Annotated in this window: 21 protein-coding genes; 8 read left to right on the top strand and 13 right to left on the bottom strand. The window is 66.8% G+C overall.

From position 1 onward, the window contains the following. Window positions 1–24: 24 nt before the first annotated feature. Together XM1_RS12285 and XM1_RS12280 are read right to left on the bottom strand one after the other, a co-directional pair. Window positions 25–6,129, bottom strand: coding sequence for a type I polyketide synthase (locus tag XM1_RS12285; RefSeq protein ID WP_068433804.1), 6,105 nt, complete (start codon window positions 6,127–6,129; stop codon window positions 25–27). A 35-nt stretch (window positions 6,130–6,164) separates the two neighbouring features. Further along, window positions 6,165–6,404, bottom strand: coding sequence for a hypothetical protein (locus XM1_RS12280; RefSeq protein WP_068433802.1), 240 nt, complete (start codon window positions 6,402–6,404; stop codon window positions 6,165–6,167). 448 nt (window positions 6,405–6,852) lie between these two features. On the opposite strand from XM1_RS12280, the gene XM1_RS12275 reads away from it, so the two are divergent. The 8 genes from XM1_RS12275 (at window position 6,853) to XM1_RS24105 (ending at window position 19,197) form a co-directional block, all read left to right on the top strand. Then, the gene (locus XM1_RS12275) at window positions 6,853–13,125 is read left to right on the top strand and encodes an AAA family ATPase (RefSeq protein WP_172821918.1); all 6,273 of its coding nucleotides are present in this window, start codon (window positions 6,853–6,855) and stop codon (window positions 13,123–13,125) included. Beyond that, on the top strand, window positions 13,122–14,033 hold the full coding sequence (locus tag XM1_RS23305) for a response regulator (RefSeq protein WP_082700488.1): 912 nt from the start codon (window positions 13,122–13,124) through the stop codon (window positions 14,031–14,033). The genes XM1_RS12275 and XM1_RS23305 overlap by 4 nt, the downstream gene beginning before the upstream one ends. A 17-nt stretch (window positions 14,034–14,050) precedes the next feature. Beyond that, window positions 14,051–14,971 carry a GGDEF domain-containing protein gene (locus XM1_RS12265; RefSeq protein ID WP_231920489.1) on the top strand — a complete coding sequence of 307 codons (921 nt, stop codon included), beginning with the start codon at window positions 14,051–14,053 and terminating at the stop codon, window positions 14,969–14,971. An 11-nt stretch (window positions 14,972–14,982) separates the two neighbouring features. Further along, entirely contained in the window at window positions 14,983–15,639 is a 657-nt protein-coding gene (locus XM1_RS12260; RefSeq protein ID WP_068433795.1) for a trimeric intracellular cation channel family protein, read from the top strand. 32 nt (window positions 15,640–15,671) lie between these two features. Further along, window positions 15,672–16,697, top strand: coding sequence for a HupU protein (locus XM1_RS12255; protein WP_068433793.1), 1,026 nt, complete (start codon window positions 15,672–15,674; stop codon window positions 16,695–16,697). Beyond that, the gene (locus XM1_RS12250; protein ID WP_068433791.1) at window positions 16,694–18,139 is read left to right on the top strand and encodes a nickel-dependent hydrogenase large subunit; all 1,446 of its coding nucleotides are present in this window, start codon (window positions 16,694–16,696) and stop codon (window positions 18,137–18,139) included. Before XM1_RS12255 ends, XM1_RS12250 begins: the two co-directional genes overlap by 4 nt. A gap of 286 nt (window positions 18,140–18,425) precedes the next feature. Beyond that, window positions 18,426–18,605 carry a hypothetical protein gene (locus tag XM1_RS12245; protein WP_068433789.1) on the top strand — a complete coding sequence of 60 codons (180 nt, stop codon included), beginning with the start codon at window positions 18,426–18,428 and terminating at the stop codon, window positions 18,603–18,605. Window positions 18,606–18,615: 10 nt separating this feature from the next. Beyond that, window positions 18,616–19,197 (top strand): hypothetical protein, encoded by a 582-nt coding sequence (locus XM1_RS24105; protein ID WP_156428716.1) that lies wholly within the window; start codon window positions 18,616–18,618, stop codon window positions 19,195–19,197. Window positions 19,198–19,208: 11 nt separating this feature from the next. Here the strand turns inward: XM1_RS24105 and XM1_RS12240 are convergent, their stop codons facing one another. The 11 genes from XM1_RS12240 to XM1_RS12190 all read right to left on the bottom strand — a co-directional run bounded on the left by XM1_RS12240 (window position 19,209) and on the right by XM1_RS12190 (window position 24,567). Further along, window positions 19,209–20,306 (bottom strand): tyrosine-type recombinase/integrase, encoded by a 1,098-nt coding sequence (locus XM1_RS12240; protein ID WP_068433787.1) that lies wholly within the window; start codon window positions 20,304–20,306, stop codon window positions 19,209–19,211. 1 nt (window position 20,307) lies between these two features. Continuing rightward, window positions 20,308–20,538 (bottom strand): excisionase, encoded by a 231-nt coding sequence (locus XM1_RS12235; RefSeq protein ID WP_082700486.1) that lies wholly within the window; start codon window positions 20,536–20,538, stop codon window positions 20,308–20,310. Further along, on the bottom strand, window positions 20,531–20,857 hold the full coding sequence (locus XM1_RS12230; RefSeq protein ID WP_068433785.1) for a hypothetical protein: 327 nt from the start codon (window positions 20,855–20,857) through the stop codon (window positions 20,531–20,533). Before XM1_RS12230 ends, XM1_RS12235 begins: the two co-directional genes overlap by 8 nt. Before the next feature lie 3 nt (window positions 20,858–20,860). Further along, the gene (gene ssb, locus XM1_RS12225) at window positions 20,861–21,391 is read right to left on the bottom strand and encodes a single-stranded DNA-binding protein (RefSeq protein WP_068433783.1); all 531 of its coding nucleotides are present in this window, start codon (window positions 21,389–21,391) and stop codon (window positions 20,861–20,863) included. 3 nt (window positions 21,392–21,394) lie between these two features. Beyond that, a complete protein-coding gene (locus XM1_RS12220; protein ID WP_068433782.1) occupies window positions 21,395–21,658 on the bottom strand; it encodes a hypothetical protein in 264 nt (87 codons plus the stop codon). Beyond that, entirely contained in the window at window positions 21,655–22,233 is a 579-nt protein-coding gene (locus XM1_RS12215; RefSeq protein WP_068433781.1) for a hypothetical protein, read from the bottom strand. The genes XM1_RS12220 and XM1_RS12215 overlap by 4 nt, the downstream gene beginning before the upstream one ends. Before the next feature lie 158 nt (window positions 22,234–22,391). Next, window positions 22,392–23,330, bottom strand: a complete 939-nt coding sequence (locus tag XM1_RS12210; protein WP_068433780.1) for a DUF2303 family protein — start codon at window positions 23,328–23,330, stop codon at window positions 22,392–22,394. A 22-nt stretch (window positions 23,331–23,352) separates the two neighbouring features. Further along, the gene (locus XM1_RS12205) at window positions 23,353–23,739 is read right to left on the bottom strand and encodes a hypothetical protein (protein ID WP_068433779.1); all 387 of its coding nucleotides are present in this window, start codon (window positions 23,737–23,739) and stop codon (window positions 23,353–23,355) included. A 15-nt stretch (window positions 23,740–23,754) separates the two neighbouring features. After that, window positions 23,755–24,072 (bottom strand): hypothetical protein, encoded by a 318-nt coding sequence (locus XM1_RS12200; protein ID WP_068433777.1) that lies wholly within the window; start codon window positions 24,070–24,072, stop codon window positions 23,755–23,757. Next, on the bottom strand, window positions 24,072–24,266 hold the full coding sequence (locus tag XM1_RS12195) for a hypothetical protein (protein WP_068433775.1): 195 nt from the start codon (window positions 24,264–24,266) through the stop codon (window positions 24,072–24,074). The genes XM1_RS12200 and XM1_RS12195 overlap by 1 nt, the downstream gene beginning before the upstream one ends. Before the next feature lies 1 nt (window position 24,267). Continuing rightward, window positions 24,268–24,567 (bottom strand): hypothetical protein, encoded by a 300-nt coding sequence (locus tag XM1_RS12190; RefSeq protein ID WP_068433773.1) that lies wholly within the window; start codon window positions 24,565–24,567, stop codon window positions 24,268–24,270. Window positions 24,568–24,584 lie beyond the last annotated feature (17 nt).

Here is a 24,584-nt window from a genome sequence, read left to right as displayed (position 1 = left end):
CCTCCCTGAGTTCACATCTTCCGGTCAAGATGCCGGCCGGGACAATTCCCGCGAAATAACCCTCTGAATGAACGCCTCATCCTCAATAATAGAATAGTGAGTACCCTCACGCATGAGAATCCGCAACTGCCTGTTGGTAAATCGTCCCCAGCCGAGGATATCCTCGCGCGAGACGAAGATGTCGCCGATGGCAACGAAGCAGGTGATGGGCACGTCCAGCGGACGTCTGCGCCGGAAACGATAGGTGCTGGCCATCTCGAAATCGGCGCGGACCGCCGGCAGCATCAGGCGGCGCAGATCCGGGTCCACCAGCAGATGCTCGCTGGCGGCGATGTCGAAGTGGCGCACGATCTCGGCGAAGATGGGCCCCGGCTGGCGATAGGGGGGCAAATCGGCGCGGTAGCCGGGCATGCGCGCCAGACGGCGTATCAGGCTGGTCTCGAACGAGCCGATGGATTTGAGCCGGTCCGGCGGCCGCGCGCCGGAACAGAACAGATGGGTGGGCCTGATCCCCGCCCGGTCCATCAGCCGGCAGGTGGTTTCGTACAGCGTCAGGCTGCCCAGGCAATGGCCGAAGAAGGCGAAGGGCAGGTCCAGCTTGCCCGCCATCTCCTCCATCAGCCGGTCGACCCAGCGCCCCAGATCGTGCTCGGGCTCCTCGCCGATGCGGGTCAGCCGCCCGGGCGGCTCGACGGCGATCACCTCCACGCCTGAGTCCATGGCCGCCCCCCAGCCACGGAAGGTGGCCGAGCCTCCACCGGCAAAGGGGAAGCAGAACAGGCGGCTTAACGGCCTTGGCGGCGCAACGATGCTCACCAGCCAAGACCCGGCGGCAACCGTCTCCTCCACCGCGTTCGGGACAGGCGCACCGGCGGTGTCGGGCCAGACGTCGTCGATCAGCTGGTCGATGCTGGGGCCGCGGATCAGGTTGAAGGCGGGAATCCGCAGCCCGACGGCCGCTTCAACCCGGTTGATCAGGGTGACCGCCATCAGCGAATCCAGCCCCACCTCGCGCAGGGGCCGGCTGGCCTCGATGGTCTCGGCGAGCCCCAGGGTGGAGGTTACCAGACGGCGCAGGAACGCCGTCAGCGCGCCCCGCCTGCGCCCCGGCGAGTCCGAGGCCAGGCTGGCGCGCAATTCCACGATCTCCGCCGCCGGGCCGGGCCCGAGGCTCCCCTGGAAATGGGCGTAAAGAGCCGGCGGCCGGGCGAAGTGGCCCAGGAAGGACGGCCAGTGGATGGGCGCCACCGCCGCCTGGACCAGCCCGCCGTCGAACAGCGTGTCGAACGCCCGCCCGCCCAGGTCCGAATCGATGAAGCGCATGCCGCGCGCCTGCCACGCCGCCTGGACCCGTTCGTCCAATCCGCTGGCCATGCCGGATTCGGCCCAGGGGCCCCAATTGACCACCAGGGCCGAAAGGCCCAGGCGACGGCGATGGACGGCCAGGGCGTCGAGGCAGGCGTTGGCGGCGGTGTAATTGGCCTGACCGGCCGAACCCAGCTGGCTGAGCACCGAGGAGAACAGCACGAAATCGCGAGGCGCCGCGTCCCGGCTGAATTCGTGCAGCCACCAAGCCCCGTCCAGCTTGGGCGCCAGGACGCGGCGGAATTGCGCCCAGTCCATGGCCTCGACCATGGAATCGTCCACCACGCCCGCGCCGTGATAGATGCCGTTGAGCGGCAAATCCAGCTCGGCCACGCGCCGCATCAGGCGCCGCACGTCGGCCTTGACGCCCATGTCGGCCTTGACCACCAGCACCTTGGGGCCGATGGCCTCGATGGCGCGGACGATGGCGTCGCAATCGGGCGTATTGCGGCCCTGGCGGCCCACCAGCACCAGCATCTCGGCCTTGCGGCGGCGCGCCAGCCATTCCGCCACCTTGCGCCCGATGGCCCCCAGGCCGCCGGTGACGACGTAGACGCCCCCGTCGGGCGGCGCGGCGGGTTGGGCGGCGGCAGTGGCCTCGGCCAGCCGCGCCACCATGCGCGCGGCCCGGCGGAAGGCGAACTGGGTCTCGCCGTCGGGCCGCCGCAGCCGGGCGGCCACCAGCCGGGCCTCGGCCGAACGCTCGCCCGCCGCCTCCAGGTCGATCAGCCCACCCCACAGGGTCGGCATCTCCACGGCGAGCGAGCGGCCGAATCCCCACAGCCCGGCCTGCAGCACATCCGCCGCCGGATCGTCGTCGGTCACGGCCGCCGCGTTGCGGGTGACCAGCCACAGCCTTGCGCCGCCGGCAAAGCGCTCGCGCTCGGCGGCCAGTCCCTGGGCCACCATCAGGGCGGAACCGAGCACCCGGGCCTGCGCCGCCTGGTCGGTGGGATCGGCCCCGGCGGCATCCAGCCCGCCGAGATGGAGAACGCCGACCATGCCCCCTTTCGCCCCGGCGGCGACCGAGCGCAACAAGACGGCCATGGAGTCCAGGGTTTCGGGCATGTCCTCCTGCCGGACGGTGGCCCCCTCGGCCTCCAGGGCGGCGGCCAGGGTCCGGTCCCCGTGGCCGCCCAGCAGCAGCCAGACGGAAGGACCGTTTTCAGTCGCCGCCGACACTCCGGCGCTTTCCCAGCGCAACTGGTAAAGCCAGCGTTCGTCCTGCTTTTTGGCGGCGGGACGGAACTGGGCGGGCGGCAGCGGCTTCACCGCGACGCCGTCGAAGCCCATCACCAGCTTGCCGTCCAGGTCGCGGGCCTCGATGTCGACGATGGTCAGCCCGGCATGGCCGTTGGCGGGGCGCCGCTTCACATGGCACCACAGCTCGCGCGGCGGCGAGGCGGCCATGCGGAAGCGCTCGATGGAGACCGGGAGCGGCATGGCGGCGTCGGCGGGCGGCGGGCGGCTGAAATCGCCCAGCGCGTCGATCACCGCCGGATAGAGATGCAGGCAGGAATCGAGCAGGGCGGGCGGCGGGCCGTCCCCTCCCCCGGACAAGGCCACGTCGTCGGGCAGGCGCACGCGGGCCAGGGCCTCGCCCTCGCCGCGCCACAGGCTTTCGATGCCCCTGAACGCCGCCCCATGGCCCAGGCCCAGGCTCTTCATGCCGGCGTAATAGGCCGAGGCCTTGAGCGAGATGGCGCAGCGCCGCTGAATGCGCTTGGCGTCGAAGCCGTTGCGCCGGGGCTGATCGGGGGCGGCGCGGCGGACGATGCCCTCCATATGGGTGCGCCACGCGCCGTTCCCCTCGCCCTGGCTGGCCAGGGAGAAGCGGGCCTGCGCGCCGTTTTCCGGCTCCAGCAGCAGGCAGGTGGGGCGCTCCTCGTCGTCGGCCAGCACCAGGGCATCGCGCTGGGCGAAATCCACCACCTCGAGATCGTCGTCCCCCAGGCTCTGGCGCGCCGCCCCCAAGGCGGCGGCCAGACCGGCGGCGGCGGGCAGCACGATGGCATCGTGAACCCGGTGGTCGGCCAGCCAGGCAAGCCGGGCGCGGCCATAGACCGCGTCGAATTGCTGCGCCGCCAGCGGCGACGGCCGGCGCTGCCCCACCAGTCCCGTGCCGGAGGTGCGGGTCGGGGGGCGCTCCGCCGCCGCCTGCCAGAACCGCTCGTGCTGGAAGGGATAGGTGGGCAAGGACAGCCGGCGCGGCTGGAAGGGCGCGTTGAACCGCGCCCAGTTCACCATTACGCCGCGACGGTGAAGCCCCGCCACGCAGCCCAGCAGCGCCCGGCCCTCGCCGTCCCCCTTGCCCAGGCTGGGCAGCCAGGATTCGTCGCCGTCGGGCACGCCATCGCGGGCGAGCGCGAGCAGGCCGCCGCCCGGTCCGATCTCCACGTATTCGGTAATACCCATGGCGGCCAGGGTGCGGACGGCATCGGCGAAGCGCACCGCCTCGCGGGCCTGCCGGCACCAGTACTCGCCGCTGGGCGGCCCGCTCATGGCCAGCCCGGTCAGGGTCGAGACCCAGGACACGCTTCCCGGCCGTCCCCCCGTCCCTTCGGCGGCCCGGGCCAGCCCGTCCAGGGCCGGCGCCATCAGGGCGGAATGGAAGGCGTGGGACACCGTCAGCCGCCGGGCGGCGATGCCGTCCCGCTCAAGAGCGGCCAGCACGCTTTCCACGCCGTCCACGGGGCCCGAGATCACCGTGTTGCGCAGCCCGTTGACCGCCGCCACGCCGACGCCCGCGCCATCCAGGGCGGCGCGCACCGTGGCTTCGTCGGCGAACACCGCCGCCATGGCTCCGCCCTCGGGCAGCGCCCCCATCAGGCGGCCGCGCTCGGCGACCAGACGCGCCGCCTGATCCAGCGACAGCGCCCCGGCCAGATGGGCGGCGGCGAACTCACCGATGGAGTGCCCGGCCACCGCCATGGGCCGGACGCCCCAGGCGCCCAGGCAATCGGCCAGGGCCACCTGCACGGCGAACAGGGCCGGCTGGGTGTTCTCGGTGCGGTGGATGGCCTCGCCGTCGGCGAACAGGATGTCGAGGACCGAGCGCTCGAGATGGGGCGCCAGCGCCGCCGCCACCCGGTCGAGGGCCTGGCGGAAATCCGGCTCGGTCTCGTACAGCGCCCGGCCCATGCCGGCGAACTGCGAGCCCTGGCCGCTGTAGAGGAAGGCGATCCGCCGGGGCGTTTCCCGCACCCGCTCGGCCGTCTCGGAATTGCAGGCCGCCAGCCTTCCCCGCAGATCGGCCACCGAGTCCACGGCCAGAGCGAGGCGGTGGGCGTGGTGCACCCGGCCCGCCGCCAGGGTATGGCACCAATCCCCCAGGTCCGGCGGAGTATCGCCGTCCAGCACCATTCGGTGGCGGGCGATCAGGGCGTCCAGCGCCGGTGCGGTACGGGCCGACAGCAAGAAGAGATGCTGGGACCGCAGGCGGCGGTCGGGCCGCTCCTGAACGGCGGGGGCCTCCTCCACGGCGAGGGCGGCGTTGGTGCCGCCCATGCCCAGCGCGTTGACCAGGGCCCGGCGCGGCTGGTCCCCGGCCCGCCACGACAGCTTTTCCGTATTGACGAAAAACGGCGTGGTTTCCAGCTTCAGCAGGGGATTGGGCGTTTTGAAATTGACGTTGGGCGGCACCACGCCGTCCCGAAGCATCAGCGCCGTCTTGACCAGCGACACCAGCCCCGAGGCGTTTTCCGCGTGCCCCACATTGGGCTTGGCCGAGCCGATGGGGCAGCTTCCCTTTTCCGCGCCGGGGAAAGCGCGCTTCAAGGCCGACACTTCCTTGGGATCGCCCACCGAGGTGCCGGTGCCGTGGCATTCCACATAGCCGACCGAGGACGGCGCGAAGCCCGCCTGGGCCAGGGCCTTGGCCATCACCTCGCTCTGGGCCTCGACGCTGGTCACGGTGTAGCTGGTCTTGCGGGCGGCGTCGTTGTTGACGCCCGAGCCCCGGATGACGGCGTAGATGTTGTCGCCGTCCTCGATGGCCCGGCCCAAACCCTTCATCAGCACCGCCACCACGCCGGAGCTGAACGCCGTCCCCCCGGCCTCGGCATCGAAGGTGCGGATATGGCCGTCGGGCGAGAAGATGGAGCCCTTGACCGCCAGATAGCCGGCGCGGTTGGGCGCCCGGATGGTGGCCGCCGCCGCCAGGGCCATGGTGCAGTCGCCGTCGCGGATGGCCTTGGCCGCGAGGTCGACCATCACCAGCGAGGTGGAGCAGGCGGCCTGCACGTTGAGGCTGGGCCCGCTCAGGTCGAGCTTGAAGGAAATGCGGGTGGACGCGTAATCCTTGTCGTTGCCGAAATGCAGCATGCTGGCCGTCCCGCCGTAACGGGCGTCGGGATAATCGGCCAGGACGTTCATCATGTAGTTGGTCACCACCGTGCCGGTGGTGGCGTAGACCGCGACGGGGCCATGCCCCCGGCCCGGCGGATAGCCGGCATCCTCGAAGGCTTCCCAGGACACCTCCAGCAGATGGCGCTGCTGCGGGTCGATCAGGCGGGCCTCGACGGGCGCGTAGCCGAAGAATCCGGCGTCGAAGCCGTCATGGCCGTCCAGGACATAGCCGGCCTTGACGTATTGGGGATCGCGGATCTGTTCGGGCGGGACGCCTTCGGCCAGCAGCTCGGCATCGGAAAAGCGGGTCAGCGATTCCTTGCCGTCGCAGAGATTCGTCCAGAATTGCCGCCAGTCGGACGCGCCCGGCAGCCGGCACGCAATTCCGATGATGGCGATCCCCCCCGGTTGCGCCACGGTCCCGCTCCTCCCCCCTGTCCGCTATCCGAGCGCTACCAATCGTCCCCGTCATCGGCGTCGTCGCCGTGGGAATCACCGTCGCTGAATTCCATCAGACGCTCCAGGGTGCGCTCCATGAAATCCTGCATGGAGGCCAGATAATCGATCCAGATCTCGATCATCATCATGACGATCTTCAGCTGGAAGCCCACCATCCGGCCACCCGGATTGCCGCCGCCCATGGCCATCAGCAAGGGCAGCATCTGCATGAACGACCCCATCTGGAACGGCATTTCGCGGCCCGCGCCGCCCCCGCTCCGCCGCTCCCGCCGCGCCCCGCGATCCTTACTTTTACGAGATTTATTTACACCGTCATCACGCCCAAGGCATGCATCGTCGTGCCGATCATCATCTCGCATATTTCCCACCCGCCATCTTACATTCGATTAAGAAGCTAATGGCACCGATTACGCCTTATTACGAGCTTAGGCAAACAATTTTCCATGACGCCCCACCGTAATTTTGAGGAACCGCCCCCACCCGGCAAACATGATTCGCGTGCACCGATTTTCGGCATGATACAAATTATGGAAATAGGCGGTTGAAAGCGTAATCGAGCTCAGTAAGATTGCAGGCGGGCGGTTTCCTGACTGTCGGAGCGACTGAACCACTAGCAAGGCGTCTTTTGGGTTGAGCACAACTAATGCGAAACCACTATTAGCCACGATGGAACGGTCGGAGGTGCTCAGCCGCGACCGCGACCGCGTGCTTTGGCGCGCCCACAGCGAATCATTGGGTTCGGCCCTGGTTCTGGTTCCCGCCGAGGACGAGCCTTCGTCGCGGGTCCTGTCGCGCTTTCGCCATGAATACGCCCTGAAGGACCGTCTCGAGGCCGATTGGGCGGTGCGCCCCACCATCCTGGTCGAGCGCGGCGGCACCGTCGAAATGCTCCTCGAGGATCCGGGCGGAATGCCCCTGGACGCCATCATGGGCGGCCCGGCGGCGGGCGAACGGCTGGACATCGGGGAGTTCCTGTCCCTGGCGCCGCGGATCGCCGACTCGCTCGCCCAGCTGCACAACCGCAGCATCGTTCACAAGGACCTGAGGCCGGCGAACATCTTCGTCCCGGCCGAAGGGCAGCCGGTCCGCTTCACCGGCTTCGGCATCGCCTCGCTGCTGCCACGCCATCACATCGCGCTGGACCCCATCGACACCATCGAGGGCAATCTGGTCTACATGGCGCCGGAACAGACCGGCCGGATGAACCGGTCGGTGGATTGCCGCAGCGACCTGTACTCGCTCGGCATCGTCTTCTTCGAGATGCTGGCCGGCAGGCCCCCCTTCGCCTCGGAAGACCCCGTCGAGCTGGTGCATTTCCACGTGGCGCGCCGTCCGCCGCCGCTGTCGGGCATCCGCGACGACATTCCGGGTCCGGTCTCGGAAATCATCATGAAGCTGCTGGCCAAGCCGGCGGAGGAACGCTACCAGACGGCCAGCGGCCTTGTCGCCGACCTCCGGCATTGCCTGGATTTATGGCGGCGGAACAAGGCGGTGGCGCCGTTCCGCCTGGCCGCCAACGACACGCCGGACCGCCTCGTCGTCCCGGAAAAACTCTACGGCCGCGGCGCCGAATTGCGCCGGCTGCAATTGGCCGCCGAGCGGGTGACGGCCCAGGGCAGCCTGAACATCGTCCTGGTCACCGGCTATTCGGGCATCGGCAAGTCGGCCCTGGTGGGAGAACTGCACAAGGCCCTGATCCAGCCGCGGGCGCTGTTCGCCTCGGGCAAGTTCGACCAGTACAGGCGCCATATCCCCTACGCCACCTGGGCCCAGGCCTTCCAGGGGACCATCCGCCAGGTTCTCGGCCAGGGCGACGCGCAGTTGGAAGAGTGGCGCCAGGCCATCCAGGACGCCCTTGGCCAGAACGGCCGCCTGATCACCGACCTGATCCCCGAGCTCACCCTGCTGATCGGCGAGCAGCCTCCGGTTTCCGACCTGCCCCCCAACGAGGCGCAGGTCCGCTTCTTCGCCACCTTCCGCCGGTTCCTCAGCACCTGGGCGACGGCCGAGCATCCGCTCGTCCTGTTCCTCGACGATCTCCAATGGATCGATCCCGGCAGCCTGAAGCTGTTCGAATACCTGGCGACCCACAGCGAACTCCGCCACCTTCTGCTGATCTGCTCGTACCGCGACAACGAGGTGGGGCCGGCCCACCCGCTGGCCCTGGCGCTGGACTCCATCCGGTCGCGCATCAGCCTCGACGAGATCCTGCTTCAGCCGCTGTCCATCGACCACCTGAACCAGATGGTGGCCGAAACGCTGTTCTGCCCGCGGAGCAAGGCGCTGCCGCTGGCGGAAGTCATCGGCGCCAAGACGGCGGGCAATCCGTTCTTCACCATCCAGTTCATGCAGGGGCTGTTCGAGGACGGCCTGCTCGCCCCCAGCCCGGCCGGCTGGCAATGGGACATGGAGAAGATCGCCGGCAAGACCTTCACGGACAACGTGGTCGACCTGATGGTCGGCAAGCTGCTCCGCCTGCCCGAAGGGGCCCAGGGCGTGATGCGGACCCTGGCCTGCCTGGGCAACACGGTGTCGCACAAGACGCTGCAGATTCTGTACGGCGGTTCGGCCTCGCCCCTCGACGACGCCCTGGACGAGGCGTTGCGCGCCTCGTATCTGGTGCGGCGCAAGGACAGCATCCGCTTCACCCACGACCGTATCCAGGAAGCCGCGTATTTCCTGCTTCCGCCCGAGTCCCGTCCGGCCGAGCACCTGCGCATCGGCCGCATGCTGCTCGCCGGGCTCGATGAAGGCGCGCTCGAGGATCAGATTTTCGACGTGGTGAACCATTTCAACATCGGCGCGGAACTGGTCACCGATCCCGAGGAACGGCGGCGGGTCCGCCTGATGAACGTTCGTGCCGGCGAGAAGGCGAAAGCTTCCGCCGCCTACGCCACGGCCCGCACCTTCTTCGTCGAAGCCATGGAGATGCTGCCGCCCTCGGCCTGGGAGGACGATTACCAGGGAACCTTCCGGCTGTGCCTGGAACGGGCCACCTGCGAACTCCTGCTCGGCAACTTCCAGCAGGTGGACCAGCTTTTCCCCCTGATCCTCGACAATGCCCGCAGCAACGCCGACCGGGCGCGGGCCTATCGGCTGCTCATCTTGCGCAATCAGGTTGCCGGCCAGTACGGCGAGGCGGTCGAGGTCGCCCTGACGGCGCTGCGCATGTTCGGGCTGACCTGCCCCACCACCCCGGACGACATCGAAGCGGCGGTGGAACGCGCCCGCCAGGATTCCACGGCCAATCTCAGGGGCCGGGAGATCAGCGAGCTGATCGACGCCCCGGTGATGACCGACCCCGATGCGCTGGGCATGCTGGGCATCCTGGCCGACGCCATGCCCTGCGCCTGGATCGCCAGGCCCGACCTTTACGCCTGGCTGTCCCTGAACGCGCTCAACGTCACCCTGCTGCTGGGCAATGACGGCGATTCCTGCGCCGTCTACATGGGCTACGCCATCGTCCTGGTCAGCAAGTACGACGCCATCGACGAATCCATCCAGTACGCCAATGTCGCGCTGAAGCTGCAGGAGGCCCTGTCGCGGCCCGACCTCAGGGGCCGCATCCTGGTCCGGGCCGGCGTGTTCATCAACAGCCGCCGCAACCCCATGCGGTCCAGCATCGACATCCTGCGGGAAGGCTTCGTGGAGTGCCAGGCGGCCGGCGACTATTCCTATGCCGTCTACGGCGCCCTGGAAATCTCGTGGCTGACCTTCGAATGCGGCGCCCCCCTGCAAGACATCGCGGCGGCGGCCATGACCTATTCCGCCTTCGCGCAGCAAAGTCGCAACAACGGCCTGCTCCACACCCTGCGCGCCCAGGAGGCGTTCGTTTCCTGCCTGACGGGCGAAGCCGAGCTGCCCGCCTTCATGGAGCGCGGCGCCACGTCCCTGGCGGCGCTGACCGCCGCCAAATTCGGAACCGGCATCGCCTATTTCCACCTGATGGTCCAGACGGCCGCCCTTCTCCATGGCGACTACCAGCTGGCCCTCGAGCAAAGCCGCCACATCCAGCCCTATCTGAAGAGCATCACCGGATGGGTCGCCGAGACCAGCTACCACCTGCTGGCGGTTCTCACCCTGACCGCGCTCGACGCGCCGCAGGACCCGGCCGAGGCGGCGGAGCGACGGGCCGAACTGGCGGGCCATGTCGACCTGCTGGCCCGGCGCACGGCCAATTGCCCCGAGAATTACGGTTGCCGCCACGCCCTGGCCCTGGCCGAGATCGCCCGCACGCAAGGCGACCTGCTGGAGGCCGAGCGGCTCTACGAGAACGCCATCAGCCTGGCCCAGGACAACGACACTCTCCATATCGAGGCCATCGCCTATGAACTGGCGTCGCGGTTCTATCGCGGGCGCGACCGGCAGCTGATCGCCGACACCTATCTGCGCAAGGCCCGCGACGGTTATGCCCGGTGGGGCGCCATGGGGAAGGTGAGGCAGCTGGAGGCCGCCTATCCCCAGCTGGCGGACAAGTCCGCCCGGCCAAGCGCCGGCAGCACGCCCCACAGCCAGTTCCAGAACCTGGACGCCATCAGCGTCGTCAAGGCGTCCCAGGCGGTTTCGGGGGAAATCGCCCTCAACCGTCTGGTCGAGACGCTGCTGCGGATCGCGGTGGAAAACGCCGGAGCGGGACGGGGCGTGCTGGTGGTCGATCTCGGCGGCACCGCCACCGTGGTGGCGGACGCCCGCATCGACGACGGCGCGGTGGTGGTGGTTTCGCTGCGCAGCGAGCCGACGCCCAAGGTCCTTCCCATGAAGGTCCTGAATTATGTCCAGCGGGCGTGGAAGGGCGTGCTGCTGGACGACGCCCCCCTGGACAGCGATTTCGGCGCCGACGAATACATCCAGCGGAACAACGTCCGTTCCGTCATGTGCCTGCCCATGGTCAAGCAGTCCAAGCTGATCGGCCTGCTCTACCTGGAGAACAGCCAGGTTTCCCACGTTTTCACCGCGGCCCGCGTCGCGGTTCTCGAACTGCTGGCCTCGCAGGCGGCCATCTCGCTGGAAAACTCGCTGCTGTACGAGGATCTCGAACGGCACAGGGACGACCTGGAGCGGACCGTCACCCTGCGCACCGCCGAGCTGTTCGAGAAGAAGGAGCAGCTGGACAAGATCCTGGCCGAGCAGGACATCATCTTGGAGAACGCCTCGCTCGGCATCGTGGTCGTCCAGCCCGCCCCCGACGGGCGCCGGCTGATCCGGCGCGCCAACCGGGCCATCGAACGCCTGTTCGGCTACAGCCCGGACGAATTGCTGGGAATGGACACCCGCGAAGTCTGGGGCAACGACGACGAATTCAAGAATGTGGGCGACGCCTACAAGATGCTCGCTGCCGGCCAGACCTACAGCGGCGAGCACGTCATCTCGCGGCGGAACGGCCAGAAAGGGTTCTGCAAGCTGGTCGGCACGGCCATCGATCCGGCCGACCTCGCCAAGGGAACCGTCTGGCTGATCGAGGACATCACCGATCGCCACGCCGCCGAAGTCGCCCTCAAGGCCGCCAAGCAGATGGCCGAGGAAATGGCCGAGGCCTTCCGTTACAAGAGCGATCAGGTCTCGGCGCTGCTGGACAATTCCGGCCAGGGGTTCCTGTCGTTCCAGGGCGACCTGCTGGTCAAGCCGGAATTCAGCCATCCCTGCCTGGCGTTCTTCGGCGGCTCGCCGGCGGGCAAGCCCATCGACGACCTGCTGTTCTCGGGCGACGACCATGCGAAGGACACGCTCCGGGCCTGCATCGAGGAAGCCCTGGCCGAGAAGGACCCGTCCCGCGCCGAGCTTTACCTGTCGCTGCTGCCCGAAGAGATCTCCATCGGTAGCCGCATCCTCAAGGCCGAGTTCAAGCCGCTGGATCAGGCGATCATGGTGGTGCTCACCGACATCACCAGCGAAAAGGCGCTGGCGGCCCAGGTGGCGCGCGAACGCACCCATCTCGAGATGATCGTGTCGGCCGTCACCTATGGCAACGACTTCTTCGACGCCGTGGCCGAGTTCACCAGCTTCGTCCAGGACGGTCCGGGCATGTGGCGCGGCCGCGACCGGACGGTTCTTTACCGGATGATCCACACCTTCAAGGGAACCTTCAACCAGCTGGGCTTCCACCATCTGCCCGCCGCGCTGCATGAGGTCGAATCCTCGCTGCAGCGCCTGGGCGCCTGGGCCGACGGCGCCGCCGCCGCCGCCATGGTGTTCGCCCGCGATTGGCAGGCCATCCTGGCCACCGATCTGGAGACCGTGCGTTCCGCCCTGGGCGACGACTTCATGGCGCGGCGCGGCGTGGTCACCGTCACGCCGGAACAGGCCAAGCGCTTCGAGCGCTTCGCACGCGGCCTGCTCGACGAGGCCGAGGTGCCCGACGTCCTCGAGGAAATCGCCGCCATCCGCACCGTCTCGCTGCGTCAGGCCATCGCCGATTTCGACAAGATGATCCATCAGATCTCGGCCCGCCTGGAAAAGGAGGTGGCGCCGCTGGTGGTGGAAGGCGACGACGTCCGCATCGATCCCGAGGTGTTCGGTCCCTTCCTGCGCTCGCTCGGCCACGTCTTCCGCAATGCCGTCGACCACGGCATCGAGGACCCGGATTCCCGGCTGTCCACCGGCAAGAGCGAGGTGGGCACCATCACCTGCGCCATCCACCGGGCCGATGGCGCGCTCAGCATCGACATCGCCGACGATGGCAGCGGCATCGATGTGGATACCCTGCGCCGCCGCGCCGCCGAGCTGACGTCGGCCGACGTCAGCGGCTGGGGCCTGGCCGATCTGGTCTTCGCCGACGGCGTCAGCGTGCGGACCGAAGCCACCGAACTTTCCGGACGCGGCGTCGGCATGACCGCCGTGAAGGCCAGCGTCGAGGAATTGGGCGGCAGCGTCAGCATCAATTCCCGGCCCGGCCAAGGCACCTTGTTCCAGTTCCATATCCCCTTCCCGCCGCAGGTGGAGGGGCGTGCCCAATGACCTTCTGCAAACTGAAGTTTCCGCCCACGATGGCGGCGGTGCTGTCGCGCAGCCGGGACTACCTCCAAGACGAGATCGGCCTCAAGGTCTCCAGAGCTAAGCCGCGCATCGGCAATATCGATGCGTTGCAATTACGCGATATGACGGCCGTCGTCTGCACCGGAGGGCCGGTCAAGCTGATCATCGCCTTCAGCTTCCAGCGCCCCCTGCTCGAACACATCCGGGGAGTTCTCACCGCTTCGATGGACGTGCCGGAAGAGGAGCTCGAGCTCTACCTGCGCGAGACGGCGGCAGAGATCGTGAACGTCATTCTCGGCCACGCCACCGCCGACCTGGCTGAGGAGGGCAACGACATGGAGTTGTCCCCGCCCAAGGTCCTCGACGAGGAAAAGAACATTCTTCGCCCCAAAAAGGCGACTTTCACCTCGATCGAGATGGCAACCAACTATGGTACCCTCGACATCAACTTCGTCGGACCATCCGAACTTTTCGATCAAGAGTTGAATATAATCGACGAGAAAAAAGCTCAAGGGGGGGACATGCACCCATTGAAGGTCCTGATTGTCGATGACTCGCTGCTGACCGTCCGGACACTGACCGGAATGCTGAGCGAGCTTGGACATCTGGTCGTCCAGACGGCGGGGAGCGGAGCCCTGGCCCTGGAAGCCTATCGCCAGGCCAAGCCCGATCTGGTCACCATGGACATCACCATGCCCGACATGGATGGAATCGAGGCCACCGGCGGCATTCTCAAGGAATTTCCCGATGCCAACATCATCATGGTGACCTCCCATGGCCAGCAGGGTATGGTCATGAGGGCGGTGAAGGCGGGAGCCAAGGGCTACGTCCTGAAGCCCATCAAGGCTGACAAGCTGCGCGAGATGATCTCGCGGGTGTTCAAGACCTGACCGATCAGGGGAACCGGATGGCCACGGCGTCACGGCGTGAACATACAACAAAAAATACCCGCAATGATGGTGCGTTCGACGTCATTCCGTTTCCCATCTACGTGGTCGACGCCCTGACCCTGGAACTGGTCAGCGTCAATCAGGCCATGCGGCGAAAGACCGGAGCCGAGGCGGGACAGACCTGCCACAAGGCCATCTACGACCAGCCGTCGCCTTGCCATTTCTGCAAGATCGGGCCGTTGTCCGAGGCCGCCGCCCATGGGCCAGCCGCCATGGTATTCGAGCATTTCAACGACCGCGACGATTGCTGGTATCAGTTGAACGAGACACTGATGGAGTGGTTCGACGGGCGACGGGTCAAGCACTCCATCGCCGTGGACATCGGCGCCCTCAAGGACGCCCAGAACGAGCTGTCGGAAGCCTATGCCCTTCTCGCCCTGAAAAGCGTGGAGCTGGAGAAGGCCTCCATCACCGACACCCTGACCGGCCTGTTCAACCGCCGCCGCCTCGACGAGGCCTATGCCCACGAACTGGACCGCGCCCAGCGCTACGCCAAGCCGGTGTCGCTGATCATCGGCGACGTGGACCATTTCAAGGCCATCAACGACACCCACGGCCACCAGACCGGCGACGACGTGCTCAAATCCATCGCCGAGTTGCTGCGCAGCGGCGTGCGCGCGGTGGATATCGTCGGGCGCTGGGGCGGCGAGGAATTCCTGGTCATCTGCCCGGACACCGACCTGGACGGCGCCCAGGCCCTGGCGGAGAAGCTGCGGAGCTCCATCGCGGCCGAGCCGTTCCCCGCCATCGGGCCCACCACGTCGTCGTTCGGCGTCGCCCAGTACCGGGCCGGAGAATCCTTCAAGGATACCGTGGCCCGCGCCGACACGGCGCTTTACAAGGCCAAGATCAACGGCCGCAATCGCGTCGAATCCTGAGGTCCCATGTCATGCTGATCGGCCAGTTCACCCTGCCGCTCGCCTTCGATCTGGCCGCCACCTTCCTGTTCGCGGTCACCGGGGCCATGGCCGCCATGCGCAAGGGCTACGACTTCGTCGGCGTGTTCTTCCTGGCCCTGGTCACCGGCCTCGGCGGCGGCCTGCTGCGCGACGGCCTCTTCCTGCAGCAGGTTCCGGCGGTCCTGGGCTCCCATTACCTGCTGTCGGTGGTGGTGGCCACCGTCATCGGCCTGGTGTTCGGGCAAAGTCTCAACCGCCTGGCCCTGGTCATCTTGCTGGTCGATGCCCTGGGCCTGGGGCTCTATGCCGTCTTCGGCGCCCAGAAGGCGCTGAACGCCGGACTGGGCTGGATTCCGGCCTTGCTGATCGGCGTGATCAACGCGGTGGGCGGCGGCGTGCTGCGCGACGTCTTGACCCGGGAGGACCCGATGATCTTCCGCCCGGGAGAGTTCTACGCCGCCGCCGCCCTGGCCGGGGGAGCAACCTTCGCCGTCCTGGCCCTGGGCGTGGGCATGGCCGCCCAGCCCGCCGCCCTGGCGGGAATCGCCGTCACCGTGCTGGTGCGGGTGGCCTCGGTGCGCTTCGGCTGGCACACCCCGGCGGCCCGCGCCCTGATCGGCCGCGACGATCCGCCGGGAGAGGCTTGAACCTGCCTCCCCCTAGCCACTAATGTGGCGACATGGTCGCGCCGTCCCCTCCTCCCGACACCTTCAACGTCCTGTGGCTGCAGGCCGCCAGTTGCGGCGGCTGCACCATGTCGGCCCTGGCGGCCGACGATTCCGGCATGCTGCGCGCCCTGGAGCGGTTCGGCATCCGCCTGCTGTGGCACCCTTCGCTCTCCGAGGAATGCGGCGCCGAGGCGCTGGCCATCCTCGAGGATTGCGCCGCCGGGCGGGTGCGGCTGGACTGTCTGTGCGTCGAGGGCTCGGTGCTGCTGGGCCCCGGCGGCTCGGGTCGCTTCCAGATGCTGTCGGGCAGCGGCAAGCCCATGAAGGACTGGATCTCCCGGCTGGCCGCCAAGGCCAACCACGTGGTGGCGGTGGGCAGCTGCGCGGCGTTCGGCGGCGTGCCGGCCGCCGGCAACAATCCCACCGACGCGCGCGGCCTGCATTATTCCGGCTGGGACATCGGCGGCGCGCTGGGCAAGGGCTTTCGCTCGGCCTCAAACCTGCCGGTGGTCAACATCGCCGGCTGTGCCCCCCATCCGGGATGGATCGTCGAGACCCTGGCGGCCCTGGCGCTGGGCGACATGACGCCCGAACATCTGGACGCCCTGGGGCGGCCGCGCGCCTATGCCGACCATCTGGCCCATCACGGCTGCGGCCGCAACGAGTTCTACGAGTTCAAAGCCAGCGCGGCGCGGCCCTCCGATCGCGGCTGCCTGATGGAGAATCTCGGCTGCCGCGCCACCCAGGCGCCCGGCGACTGCAACATCCGCCGCTGGAACGGCTTTGGCTCGTGTACCGACGGCGGCTACGCCTGCATCAACTGCACCTCGCCGGCCTTCGAGACGCCTTCGGGTCCGTTCCAGGAAACCGCCAAGGTGGCCGGCATTCCCGTCGGCCTGCCGGTGGACATGCCCAAGGCGTGGTTCGTGGCCCTGGCGGCGCTGTCCAAATCAGCGACGCCCCAGCGGGTTCGCACCAACGCCCACGCCGACCACGTCATCGTTCCCCCCGCCCGCCGGTCTCCGAAGACACCATGACCAACGCTCCCACCCGCCTTATCGTCGGCCCCTTCAACCGGGTGGAAGGCGACCTTGAAGTCACGCTGGACGTCCATGACGGCGTGGTGGCCGAGGCCCGCGTCAACGCCCCCCTCTACCGTGGCTTCGAGCAGATCCTGCAAGGCCGCCCAGCCGCCGATTCCCTGGTGATCGCGCCGCGCATCTGCGGCATCTGCTCGGTGTCGCAATCGGTGGCCGCCGCCCGCGCCCTGGCCGGGCTGGAACGCCCCGATGTTCCGGCCAACGGCACGCTGGCCGCCAACCTGATCCTGGCGGCCGAGAACGCCGCCGACCATCTGACCCATTTCATGCTGTTCTTCGCCCCCGATCTGGCGCGGGAATGCTATGGCGAGCGCCCATGGTACGCGGCTGCGCGGCGGCGCTTCACGGCGGGAAAAGGCGAATGCGCCCGCGCCCTGCTTCCCGCCCGCGCCCGCTTCCTGCATCTGATGGGCCTGCTGGCCGGCAAGTGGCCCCATTCCCTGGCCCTGCAGCCGGGCGGCGTCACCAAGTCCATCGATCCGGGCGAGAAGATCCGCCTCCTGTCCATCGTCGCCGAGTTCCGCGAAGCGCTGGAAACCCACCTGTTCGCTGCCCCCTTGGAGGCTATCGCCGCCCTGGACGGCATCGGCGCGCTGGAGGCCTGGGCCGACGCCGCCCCGCCCGAGCAGGGCGACTTCCGCCTGTTCCTGCACATCGCCTGCGACCTGGACTTCACCGGGCTGGGCCATGGACCGGGGCGCTTCGTCTCGTCCGGCAGTTTCGGGTTGTTCGCGCCAGGCGTCTGGACCGGCGCGGCCCTGACGCCGTTCGACCCCGCCCAGGTGAGCGAGGATCACGCCCACAGTTGGATGGAAGGTGGAATCCTCTCTCCCTTCGCCGGCCTGACCGTTCCCGCCCCCGACAAGCCGGCGGCCTACACCTGGTGCAAGGCGCCGCGCCTGGACGGCCAGGTGGCCGAAGTGGGCGCCCTGGCCCGCCAGGTGGTGGACGGCCATCCCCTGGCCCGCGCCCTGACCGCCGCCCGCCCCGGCGGCTCGGTTCACGACCGGGTAGTAGCGAGATTGCTGGAACTGGCCCGACTGATCCCCGCCATGGAAAGCTGGATTCGCGCCATCCGCCCGGGCGAGCCGTTTTGCGCGCCCCCCTCTCAACCGGCGGACGGCCTCTCGGTGGGAATGGTCGAGGCGGCCCGCGGAACGCTGGGCCATTGGCTGGGCCTGCAAGGCGGCAAGATCGCCAGCTACCAGATCGTCGCCCCCACCACCTGGAACTTCTCGCCCCGCGACGCCCAGGGCAACCCCGGCGCCCTGGAAACAGCCCTGGCCGGCACCCCGGTCCTGCCCGGCGAAACCACCCCGGTGGCCGTCCAGCACGTGGTCCGTTCCTTCGATCCCTGCATGGTCTGCACGGTGCATTGAAAATTTATCTTTACATTTCAATGAATTAACACCATGCGTCACGAATTTGTCCCTCTGGCGTCACTAATTGAATGGGGTTGGCGGAATCGTTAGGGTTGTTTGGTTGGAATGCTGCGATGCCGAGAGTCATGTTTACAAATCTCTTGACATCTGCCTACATAGAGAAAGATTCCCTCCCTTCCATGCTCCTGCGCTTCTGTTTCTATGTTCGGGCGCGCAGAGATCCGTGTTTTGCCGAATGCTCCTGACCTCGGGAGCCAATTTAATAATAGAAGGGGATTGACCTATGGGAACCAATCTAGAGATCGCCAAGAACCGTTTGTTCGGGGATGGCGGGCTGCAAGTCAGCAATGTCAAGTTATTCCCTGGGAGCAACCGCGATGTTACCCAGGAGCAGATTGCCGAGCAGGTTAACAAGATTATCGGCCAACTTGATGCTGGCGATTATGACGTGATTGAGGACTGAATCTCTGATCATGCCGTATCGCGACCTTTATGAAATTTGCCAAAAGCAAAGCCTCCACATCCCTAGAAACTTCATAAAATCCGAGGTTCTTCGGCTCACCGGAAAAGAGAAGATCAGAGTTGTATGCACCGACTCTGATCCATCTCTTTGTCGAGGGATGTTCATATCTTTTGGGAATAACGAAAGCAACATTGCCCGCCAATGCGGCTGCGATGTGATAGTTCTTGCTAGGGGCATGAATAGATGCTGGCAAAGAATCGTTTACATCAAAGAGCTAATGCATTTATTTGACGCACATGCCGAATCTACTTTCGGCGGCCACGAATTTGATACGCTACTCAGTGAAATGTCTGGAGCAGAAACTCCAACCCGATCTCCTCAGTGGAGGTCTGAAATAAAGGCATTTTGGATGGCACTAGCCTGCCTGTGTCCAGAAGACAAGCGCATTAATTTTATGGAATTAAGAAAAAGCGGGAAGATCGATGACTACTCAATTGCCCTGCAACTCCGTATTCCGCAACAATATGTTCCAAGGCTTTTCCAGCAAAACTACGGACTTATAATTCAAGAAATACTTAATAACGGATCATAGGCCCTTCGTTCTTATTGCTGTGTCGGAACGCTGATCCAGTCATCTCCACGTTTGTCGCGGTAAAGGGCGGCCATCTCGGCAGACTTATGGCCGAGGAGCGCCTTAGCGAAAGCTTCACCGCGCTCGTCCGTCCACAGCCTGGCGGCCAGTGATCGGATCTCATGGAAGGTCGGCGGGGTCTTGCCATCGGAGCCGGTGACCCCGGCCTTATCGCGGGCCTCGGCGAATTCCCCCGAGATCGTCTGGACCCGGATCGGGTCGCCCGGCTTGGCCCTGCCTGCTATGGCGCTGTGGTGAAGGAAGTACCGCGAGAGCACGTTGTCGCGGCAGCGGCCAATCACATCGGACAGAGACCAATTCACCGCCTGCAGGCGGATGTCGAGCGGTATGGACACCCGATTCCCGCCCTTGCCCTGGATGACCCACAGCCGGCCGTCATGGACATCGCGCGGCCCCAGTCCACGCAAGTCCTCGCGCCGCTGGCCGCTGATCAGCGCCAACTCCATCGAGCGCGCCACCCGAGCCGGCATGTGCTCCAGGGCATAGGCGTGGATCTTGAGGAAGTCTTCGAGGGTCAGGCGCGAGCGTTCCACCTCGACCGTGACCGCCTTGGTCACGGCGACGGGGTTGGTGCTGATCCAGCCAGCGGCGATGGCTTCGTTGAACACCGACAGCAGGAACGAGCGCATGGCCTGGGCCATCCGTTCCTTGCCGGCATCCTCATAGCTGCGGATGAAATCGGCGACATCCTTGGTGGTGATGTGCTCGACCTTCTTGTCCGACCATTGCCCCTCAATTGTGCGGAGGCGCTGGCGGAAGGAATCGGCCGAGGACTTGGCGATCTTCTTGCGCTCCAGCCGCTTGTCGATATCGGCGCGCACCAGATCGGCCAACTTGGTGAAGGTGGTGTCGCCGGCCCCGGTAATGCGGTCGATCAAGCTGCGCTTCTCGCGCAGGCCGAGGACGTGGAGATTGGCCTGGACGGCCTGGGCGAAGGCTGCGCGCTTGTCCCGCCCGATGCCGTATTCCTTGCCGGTGGTCGGGTCCACCCATGAATAATAACCGCCCCGCCGACACTTCACGTTGGCGGGCCAATCGCGCCGGGCCATGCTACGACGCCTTCCGGGCGGCATTGATCCTCTCGACCAGGGATGGCGTGGGTCGCCCACACGGGCTGTACACCGCGTCCGCCCTGACGAAGTAGGTTCGGCCGTGCTTCTCGGGCGGCGGAAAGATTTTTCCATCGCGCACCCAGGAATACAAGGTGTTGGCGTGGGGGCGGGCCTCGCCGTACTCGCGTTCCGCCCATGATGAGAGCGGTATCAGCCGAGGGTCAGTCATGCTTCCCTCCGTTCCGCATGGCCTTGTTGCGGACCTTGCGCTCGCGCTCGTCGCGGAGCCATTCGTCGATCATCTGGCACAGCCTGGTGAAGCCGCCCTTGAGGCGCTTGCCGCGCCATTCCATGGCGAAGTCGTAGAGGGCGGCCCCGCGCTCGTACCGGCGCTTGTGCCAGTCCTGGCGGCATTTCGGCCGGCAGAATTCCTGGTCCTTGCGGGCGGCATAGAACGGGTGGCCGCATTCCCGGCAGTGCTGCAGTTGCGGCTGGTTCCGGGGAGCGGGAGAAGCGTTTGACGGGGTGTCTGACGCGGCGGCGAGCATGGCCTATCTCCCCTTGGCGTTGATCAGCCGGTCGAGGTGATCGTCGGCGGTGGCGAACGGGATCTCGTCGTCGAGGTCCGGCGGATTCCAGCCGCTGCCGGTGCCGCCGCCGCCACCATTGCCGTAGCCGGTGCGGGTGCTGGTGCGGCCGTAATCGTCCTCGCTCGGCGGCTGGCCACCGCCCGCCGATCCGAGCAGGGTCAACTCGCCCTTGAAGCGGCCCAGCACCACCTCGGTCGAGTAGCGTTCGACACCCTGCTGGTCGGTCCACTTGCGGGTCTGCAGCGCGCCCTCGACGTAGACGCTGCTGCCCTTGCGCAAGAACCGCTCTGCCACTTCGGCGTGGTGGGGATTGAAGATCACCACCCGGTGCCATTCGGTCTTTTCGCGGCGCTCGCCCGAGGCCCGGTCCTTCCAGGTCTCCGAGGTCGCCAGCGAGAGGTTCACGATCTTGCTGCCGTCCTGGCTGGTGCGGACCTCGGGGTCGCGCCCGAGGTTGCCGACCAGGATCACCTTGTTCACGCTTCCGGCCATGGCTTATGCGCTCCGCTCTTCGGGCTGATGCTGGATGGCCCAGCCATAGATTTCCTGGGCCGCATTCTGGTAGGCGGCGGCCATGCCCTTCATGTGCGCGAAATTCGCGCCCGGATATGCTTCGGCCTTCGCCTGCTTGTCGGAAAGCCAGTCGCCAGCGCGATCAAACGCAAGGCGCGTTGCGGCATCGGCAATCATGGCTTCGCGTTCGGTAAGGGGACCGTTCAGCAGATCGCGGTCCAATTCTGCGTGGTTACGCTTCTTCATGGACACGCGCTCCTCCGGTTGGCGTTCGGGCACCAGCGGCCGAGGCGGTCAAGCCATGCCTCCATCGCCTTGGTCCAGGGCCATGGCTTGATGGTGGTCGGAAGGGGCGCGGGCAACTGCCCGCCCCACTCGGGGCCGGTGCGCAGCAGGTCGCGCCGCTCGGTGGACAGGGCGGTGAGGTCGGCCAGCTTGACCTGGGCGCGGATGTAGGTGGGCTGCGGGTATTCGAGGCCGGCGGCGGCGTGGATGGCGGTATCCACCGCCATCTCCAGCGCGTCCATGGCATCGCCCGCGCCCAGGGTCTTGAGCGCGCTCTTCAAGGGCGTGGTGTGGTCGCCGATATACGCCTCGTGGGCATCATGGAGCAGGCCGTGCAGGCGCAGGTCCGGCTCCAGCATGTCGGCCACCAGCACGCAATGCTGGGCCACGCTGTAGAAGTGGGTCGTGTGGCCGTTGAACCGGCAAATCTTGGCCAGGGACTCGGCCACGTCGAGCCAGTCCACGTCGGAGGCCGTGGCCCCCAACAGCGGGAACGCGCGGCCCTGGGCGGTCTGAATCCAGGGATGTGAAGTCATGGCAGGCTCGCTATCAGGGTGGCGGCGGTGATGGCCATTCCGCTGGCCCAGGCCAGCACGGTCCATCCGAACGGGGTCAGCAGGCGGAGCGGGTTGCGGCGACGCATCGTGCCCTCCTTGGGAAGTACCGGGCCGCCGCGTGGCGGCCCGGCATGTCGTCACTGCTCGGGGCTGCCGACGAACAGGGGGAGGTCCGTCTCCTCCCGCGCCTTGTTACACGCCTCGGTGAAGGCGTGGTCGAAGACGAGGTCGGTGCGGTGCAGTTCGTAGAACCACGAAATCGCCCCGGCCCGGAGCCGGTAGCGGAGCCGCACGGCCACCCGGTAGAGCGCGCCCGAAAGGAACACGGGGATGGCGATCAGGAAGAGGTTGGGAACCTTCAACGGCTGTCCGGCCTCGTCCTGGTGCTCGCTGGTGAACTGCAGCGAGACCTCGCCCGAGGAAAGATTGGTGGCCTGGCGGACCTGCTCGTTGGCGCGCACCGAGAGTCCACGCGAGAGTTCCATCAGCTTCGTCGGGCTGGCGAACGACCCGCCAAGCATGGAGGCGAGGTGGACCATGGGGTCGTCGCGGTCCAGCGGCGCACCGACCATGTCGGGCGGGGCGATGACGTCGGTGATCCGGTCCTCCAGGAACTCGGCGAATTCCTGCTGGCTCATGGCCGTGCAGTTCTTGTCCTTCCAGGCCCGCCATTCGTTGGAGAGGGGGAAGTTATAGACCGCCCGGTGCTTGCCGAAGCGGGGCTGCCCTTCCGCGCCCTGCCGGTGATAGTCCAGCACGCCCTGCAGGCTGGGGCGCTCCATGTCGTTCATGGCATACAGGACCGAATCCGCATCCTTGAAGCGGTTGACGTGGCCGATGAGGCTTTGCAGGTCGCGCAGAGTGGCGGTTCCCTGGCGGCGCTCGGGGGAGGTGCGGAACTCGTCGAGGAACGGCTTGGTGCTGTGGGCCTGCAGGCCCTTCGGCAGCACCAGAACCTGGGTTTCGACCTGGCCGTCCTGCCCCTTGATGGTGACGATCTCGGGCTTGATGTGGTCGTGGACGATCCGCGCGATGGACGCGGGGTCGGTGGTGACCACGGCGATATCCTGATTCATGTGCGATTCCTTGTGGTTGGGGTCAGACAGACCGCACTTCGCGGTCGCCGGTCACGTCACGGACGCGGCCGAACAACTGCATCTGGCGGGGATTTTCGGGGCTGAAGTTGTTGCCCGGCGTCGACCACGCGATGGAGCGGTCGCGCTTGACCTTCGGTTCGGCGACCTTGAAATCGGCCACGATGTCGAAAACGCCCTTTTCCAAGGTGAAATCGATGCTGATGACCATCTTCCCCTTCGGCTTCCCGCCGAAGGCGATGACGTGGTCATTCATCGCGGCATTGAGGTCGCGGAGTGCTTCGGAGAGATCGGCGTTGAGCTTGCCGTCCTCCAGCATGGCAATGAAGGTGCTGAAACTCCGGGGCTCTTCCGGCCCGGCATCCGGCTGGTAATCGGTGTCGTTGGGCACTGCACTCTCCTGTGGTTAAGCGTCCGCGAGGGCGCTCCGATCCGCATGGGTGGTGCCGTTGCGCGGCAGCCAGCGGGGAGCATGGTCGTGGGCGTTGGGGACCGCCTGCAGGCGGTTGCGCGGCAGCACGGTAGTGCTGCGTCCTCCGTCGCGGCCCTCAGCGAAGGCGGCGGCGAGGTGGCCTTCGTCCTTGCGGTCGAAGGGGTTCGGATCATCGGTGGTCCAGCCGGATTCCTTGGCGAGCACCCCGGTCCACCGCGCCGCGATGATGGACGCGGCGGGCGGAAGCTGGCGGGCAAAGTCGGCGTGGTCGAGGATGGCGCGGGTATCCATCAGCCGCGCTCCCCATCGGCCCGCTCAAGCTGGCACTGGAGGTTCCACGCCTCGGCCAGTTGGGCGCGGGCGGCGTCCACCGCGCGCTGCACGTCGCGGTACATGCGCGGGTCATCGCTTTCGGCGATGGCCTGCAGGGCGTCGTACAGCTTGCTGTAGGTGTCCCAGTGGAAGGGGTGCTTGCGGCGGGCCATATCAGTTACCCTCCCCGCGAGCCTTTGCGATGAGGGTGGCCAGTTTTTCGTGTTCGTCGGCGGTAAATTTCGGGCTTCCGCTCGCCTTATCGATCTTCCTGGCAACGCGCTCCAGAGCGGCCAGCAAATCAGGTGCGGCGGCTATCAGGCGGGCGTCGGCAATGTCGATTTCCTCGGCCAACGTGATGGTGCCGTAAGGGCCAATTGCGGTGACGTTGGCGATCTCGTCGTCGGTGTTGTCGTAAATGCCGTTGTCCGGCTCGGTGATTTTCCAGGGTCCGGGGGTGGTGGTGCGGGGCATTGGGGCCTCCATCGCTG

This window comes from Magnetospirillum sp. XM-1 (genome assembly GCF_001511835.1).
Classification (GTDB): domain Bacteria; phylum Pseudomonadota; class Alphaproteobacteria; order Rhodospirillales; family Magnetospirillaceae; genus Phaeospirillum.
This window is presented reverse-complemented; position numbering and strand designations above follow the sequence as displayed.

What these genes read in the sequence shown, in the direction of transcription:
- XM1_RS12280 (WP_068433802.1), bottom strand. Translation starts at nt 6,404, where the DNA reads ATGCCGTTCCAGATGGGGTCGTTCATGCAGATGCTGCCCTTGCTGATG.
- XM1_RS23305 (WP_082700488.1), top strand. Translation starts at nt 13,122, where the DNA reads ATGACCTTCTGCAAACTGAAGTTTCCGCCCACGATGGCGGCGGTGCTG.
- XM1_RS12265 (WP_231920489.1), top strand. Translation starts at nt 14,051, where the DNA reads ATGGCCACGGCGTCACGGCGTGAACATACAACAAAAAATACCCGCAAT.
- XM1_RS12260 (WP_068433795.1), top strand. Translation starts at nt 14,983, where the DNA reads ATGCTGATCGGCCAGTTCACCCTGCCGCTCGCCTTCGATCTGGCCGCC.
- XM1_RS12255 (WP_068433793.1), top strand. Translation starts at nt 15,672, where the DNA reads ATGGTCGCGCCGTCCCCTCCTCCCGACACCTTCAACGTCCTGTGGCTG.
- XM1_RS12250 (WP_068433791.1), top strand. Translation starts at nt 16,694, where the DNA reads ATGACCAACGCTCCCACCCGCCTTATCGTCGGCCCCTTCAACCGGGTG.
- XM1_RS12245 (WP_068433789.1), top strand. Translation starts at nt 18,426, where the DNA reads ATGGGAACCAATCTAGAGATCGCCAAGAACCGTTTGTTCGGGGATGGC.
- XM1_RS24105 (WP_156428716.1), top strand. Translation starts at nt 18,616, where the DNA reads ATGCCGTATCGCGACCTTTATGAAATTTGCCAAAAGCAAAGCCTCCAC.
- XM1_RS12240 (WP_068433787.1), bottom strand. Translation starts at nt 20,306, where the DNA reads ATGGCCCGGCGCGATTGGCCCGCCAACGTGAAGTGTCGGCGGGGCGGT.
- XM1_RS12235 (WP_082700486.1), bottom strand. Translation starts at nt 20,538, where the DNA reads ATGACTGACCCTCGGCTGATACCGCTCTCATCATGGGCGGAACGCGAG.
- XM1_RS12230 (WP_068433785.1), bottom strand. Translation starts at nt 20,857, where the DNA reads ATGCTCGCCGCCGCGTCAGACACCCCGTCAAACGCTTCTCCCGCTCCC.
- ssb (WP_068433783.1), bottom strand. Translation starts at nt 21,391, where the DNA reads ATGGCCGGAAGCGTGAACAAGGTGATCCTGGTCGGCAACCTCGGGCGC.
- XM1_RS12220 (WP_068433782.1), bottom strand. Translation starts at nt 21,658, where the DNA reads ATGAAGAAGCGTAACCACGCAGAATTGGACCGCGATCTGCTGAACGGT.
- XM1_RS12215 (WP_068433781.1), bottom strand. Translation starts at nt 22,233, where the DNA reads ATGACTTCACATCCCTGGATTCAGACCGCCCAGGGCCGCGCGTTCCCG.
- XM1_RS12210 (WP_068433780.1), bottom strand. Translation starts at nt 23,330, where the DNA reads ATGAATCAGGATATCGCCGTGGTCACCACCGACCCCGCGTCCATCGCG.
- XM1_RS12200 (WP_068433777.1), bottom strand. Translation starts at nt 24,072, where the DNA reads ATGGATACCCGCGCCATCCTCGACCACGCCGACTTTGCCCGCCAGCTT.
- XM1_RS12195 (WP_068433775.1), bottom strand. Translation starts at nt 24,266, where the DNA reads ATGGCCCGCCGCAAGCACCCCTTCCACTGGGACACCTACAGCAAGCTG.
- XM1_RS12190 (WP_068433773.1), bottom strand. Translation starts at nt 24,567, where the DNA reads ATGCCCCGCACCACCACCCCCGGACCCTGGAAAATCACCGAGCCGGAC.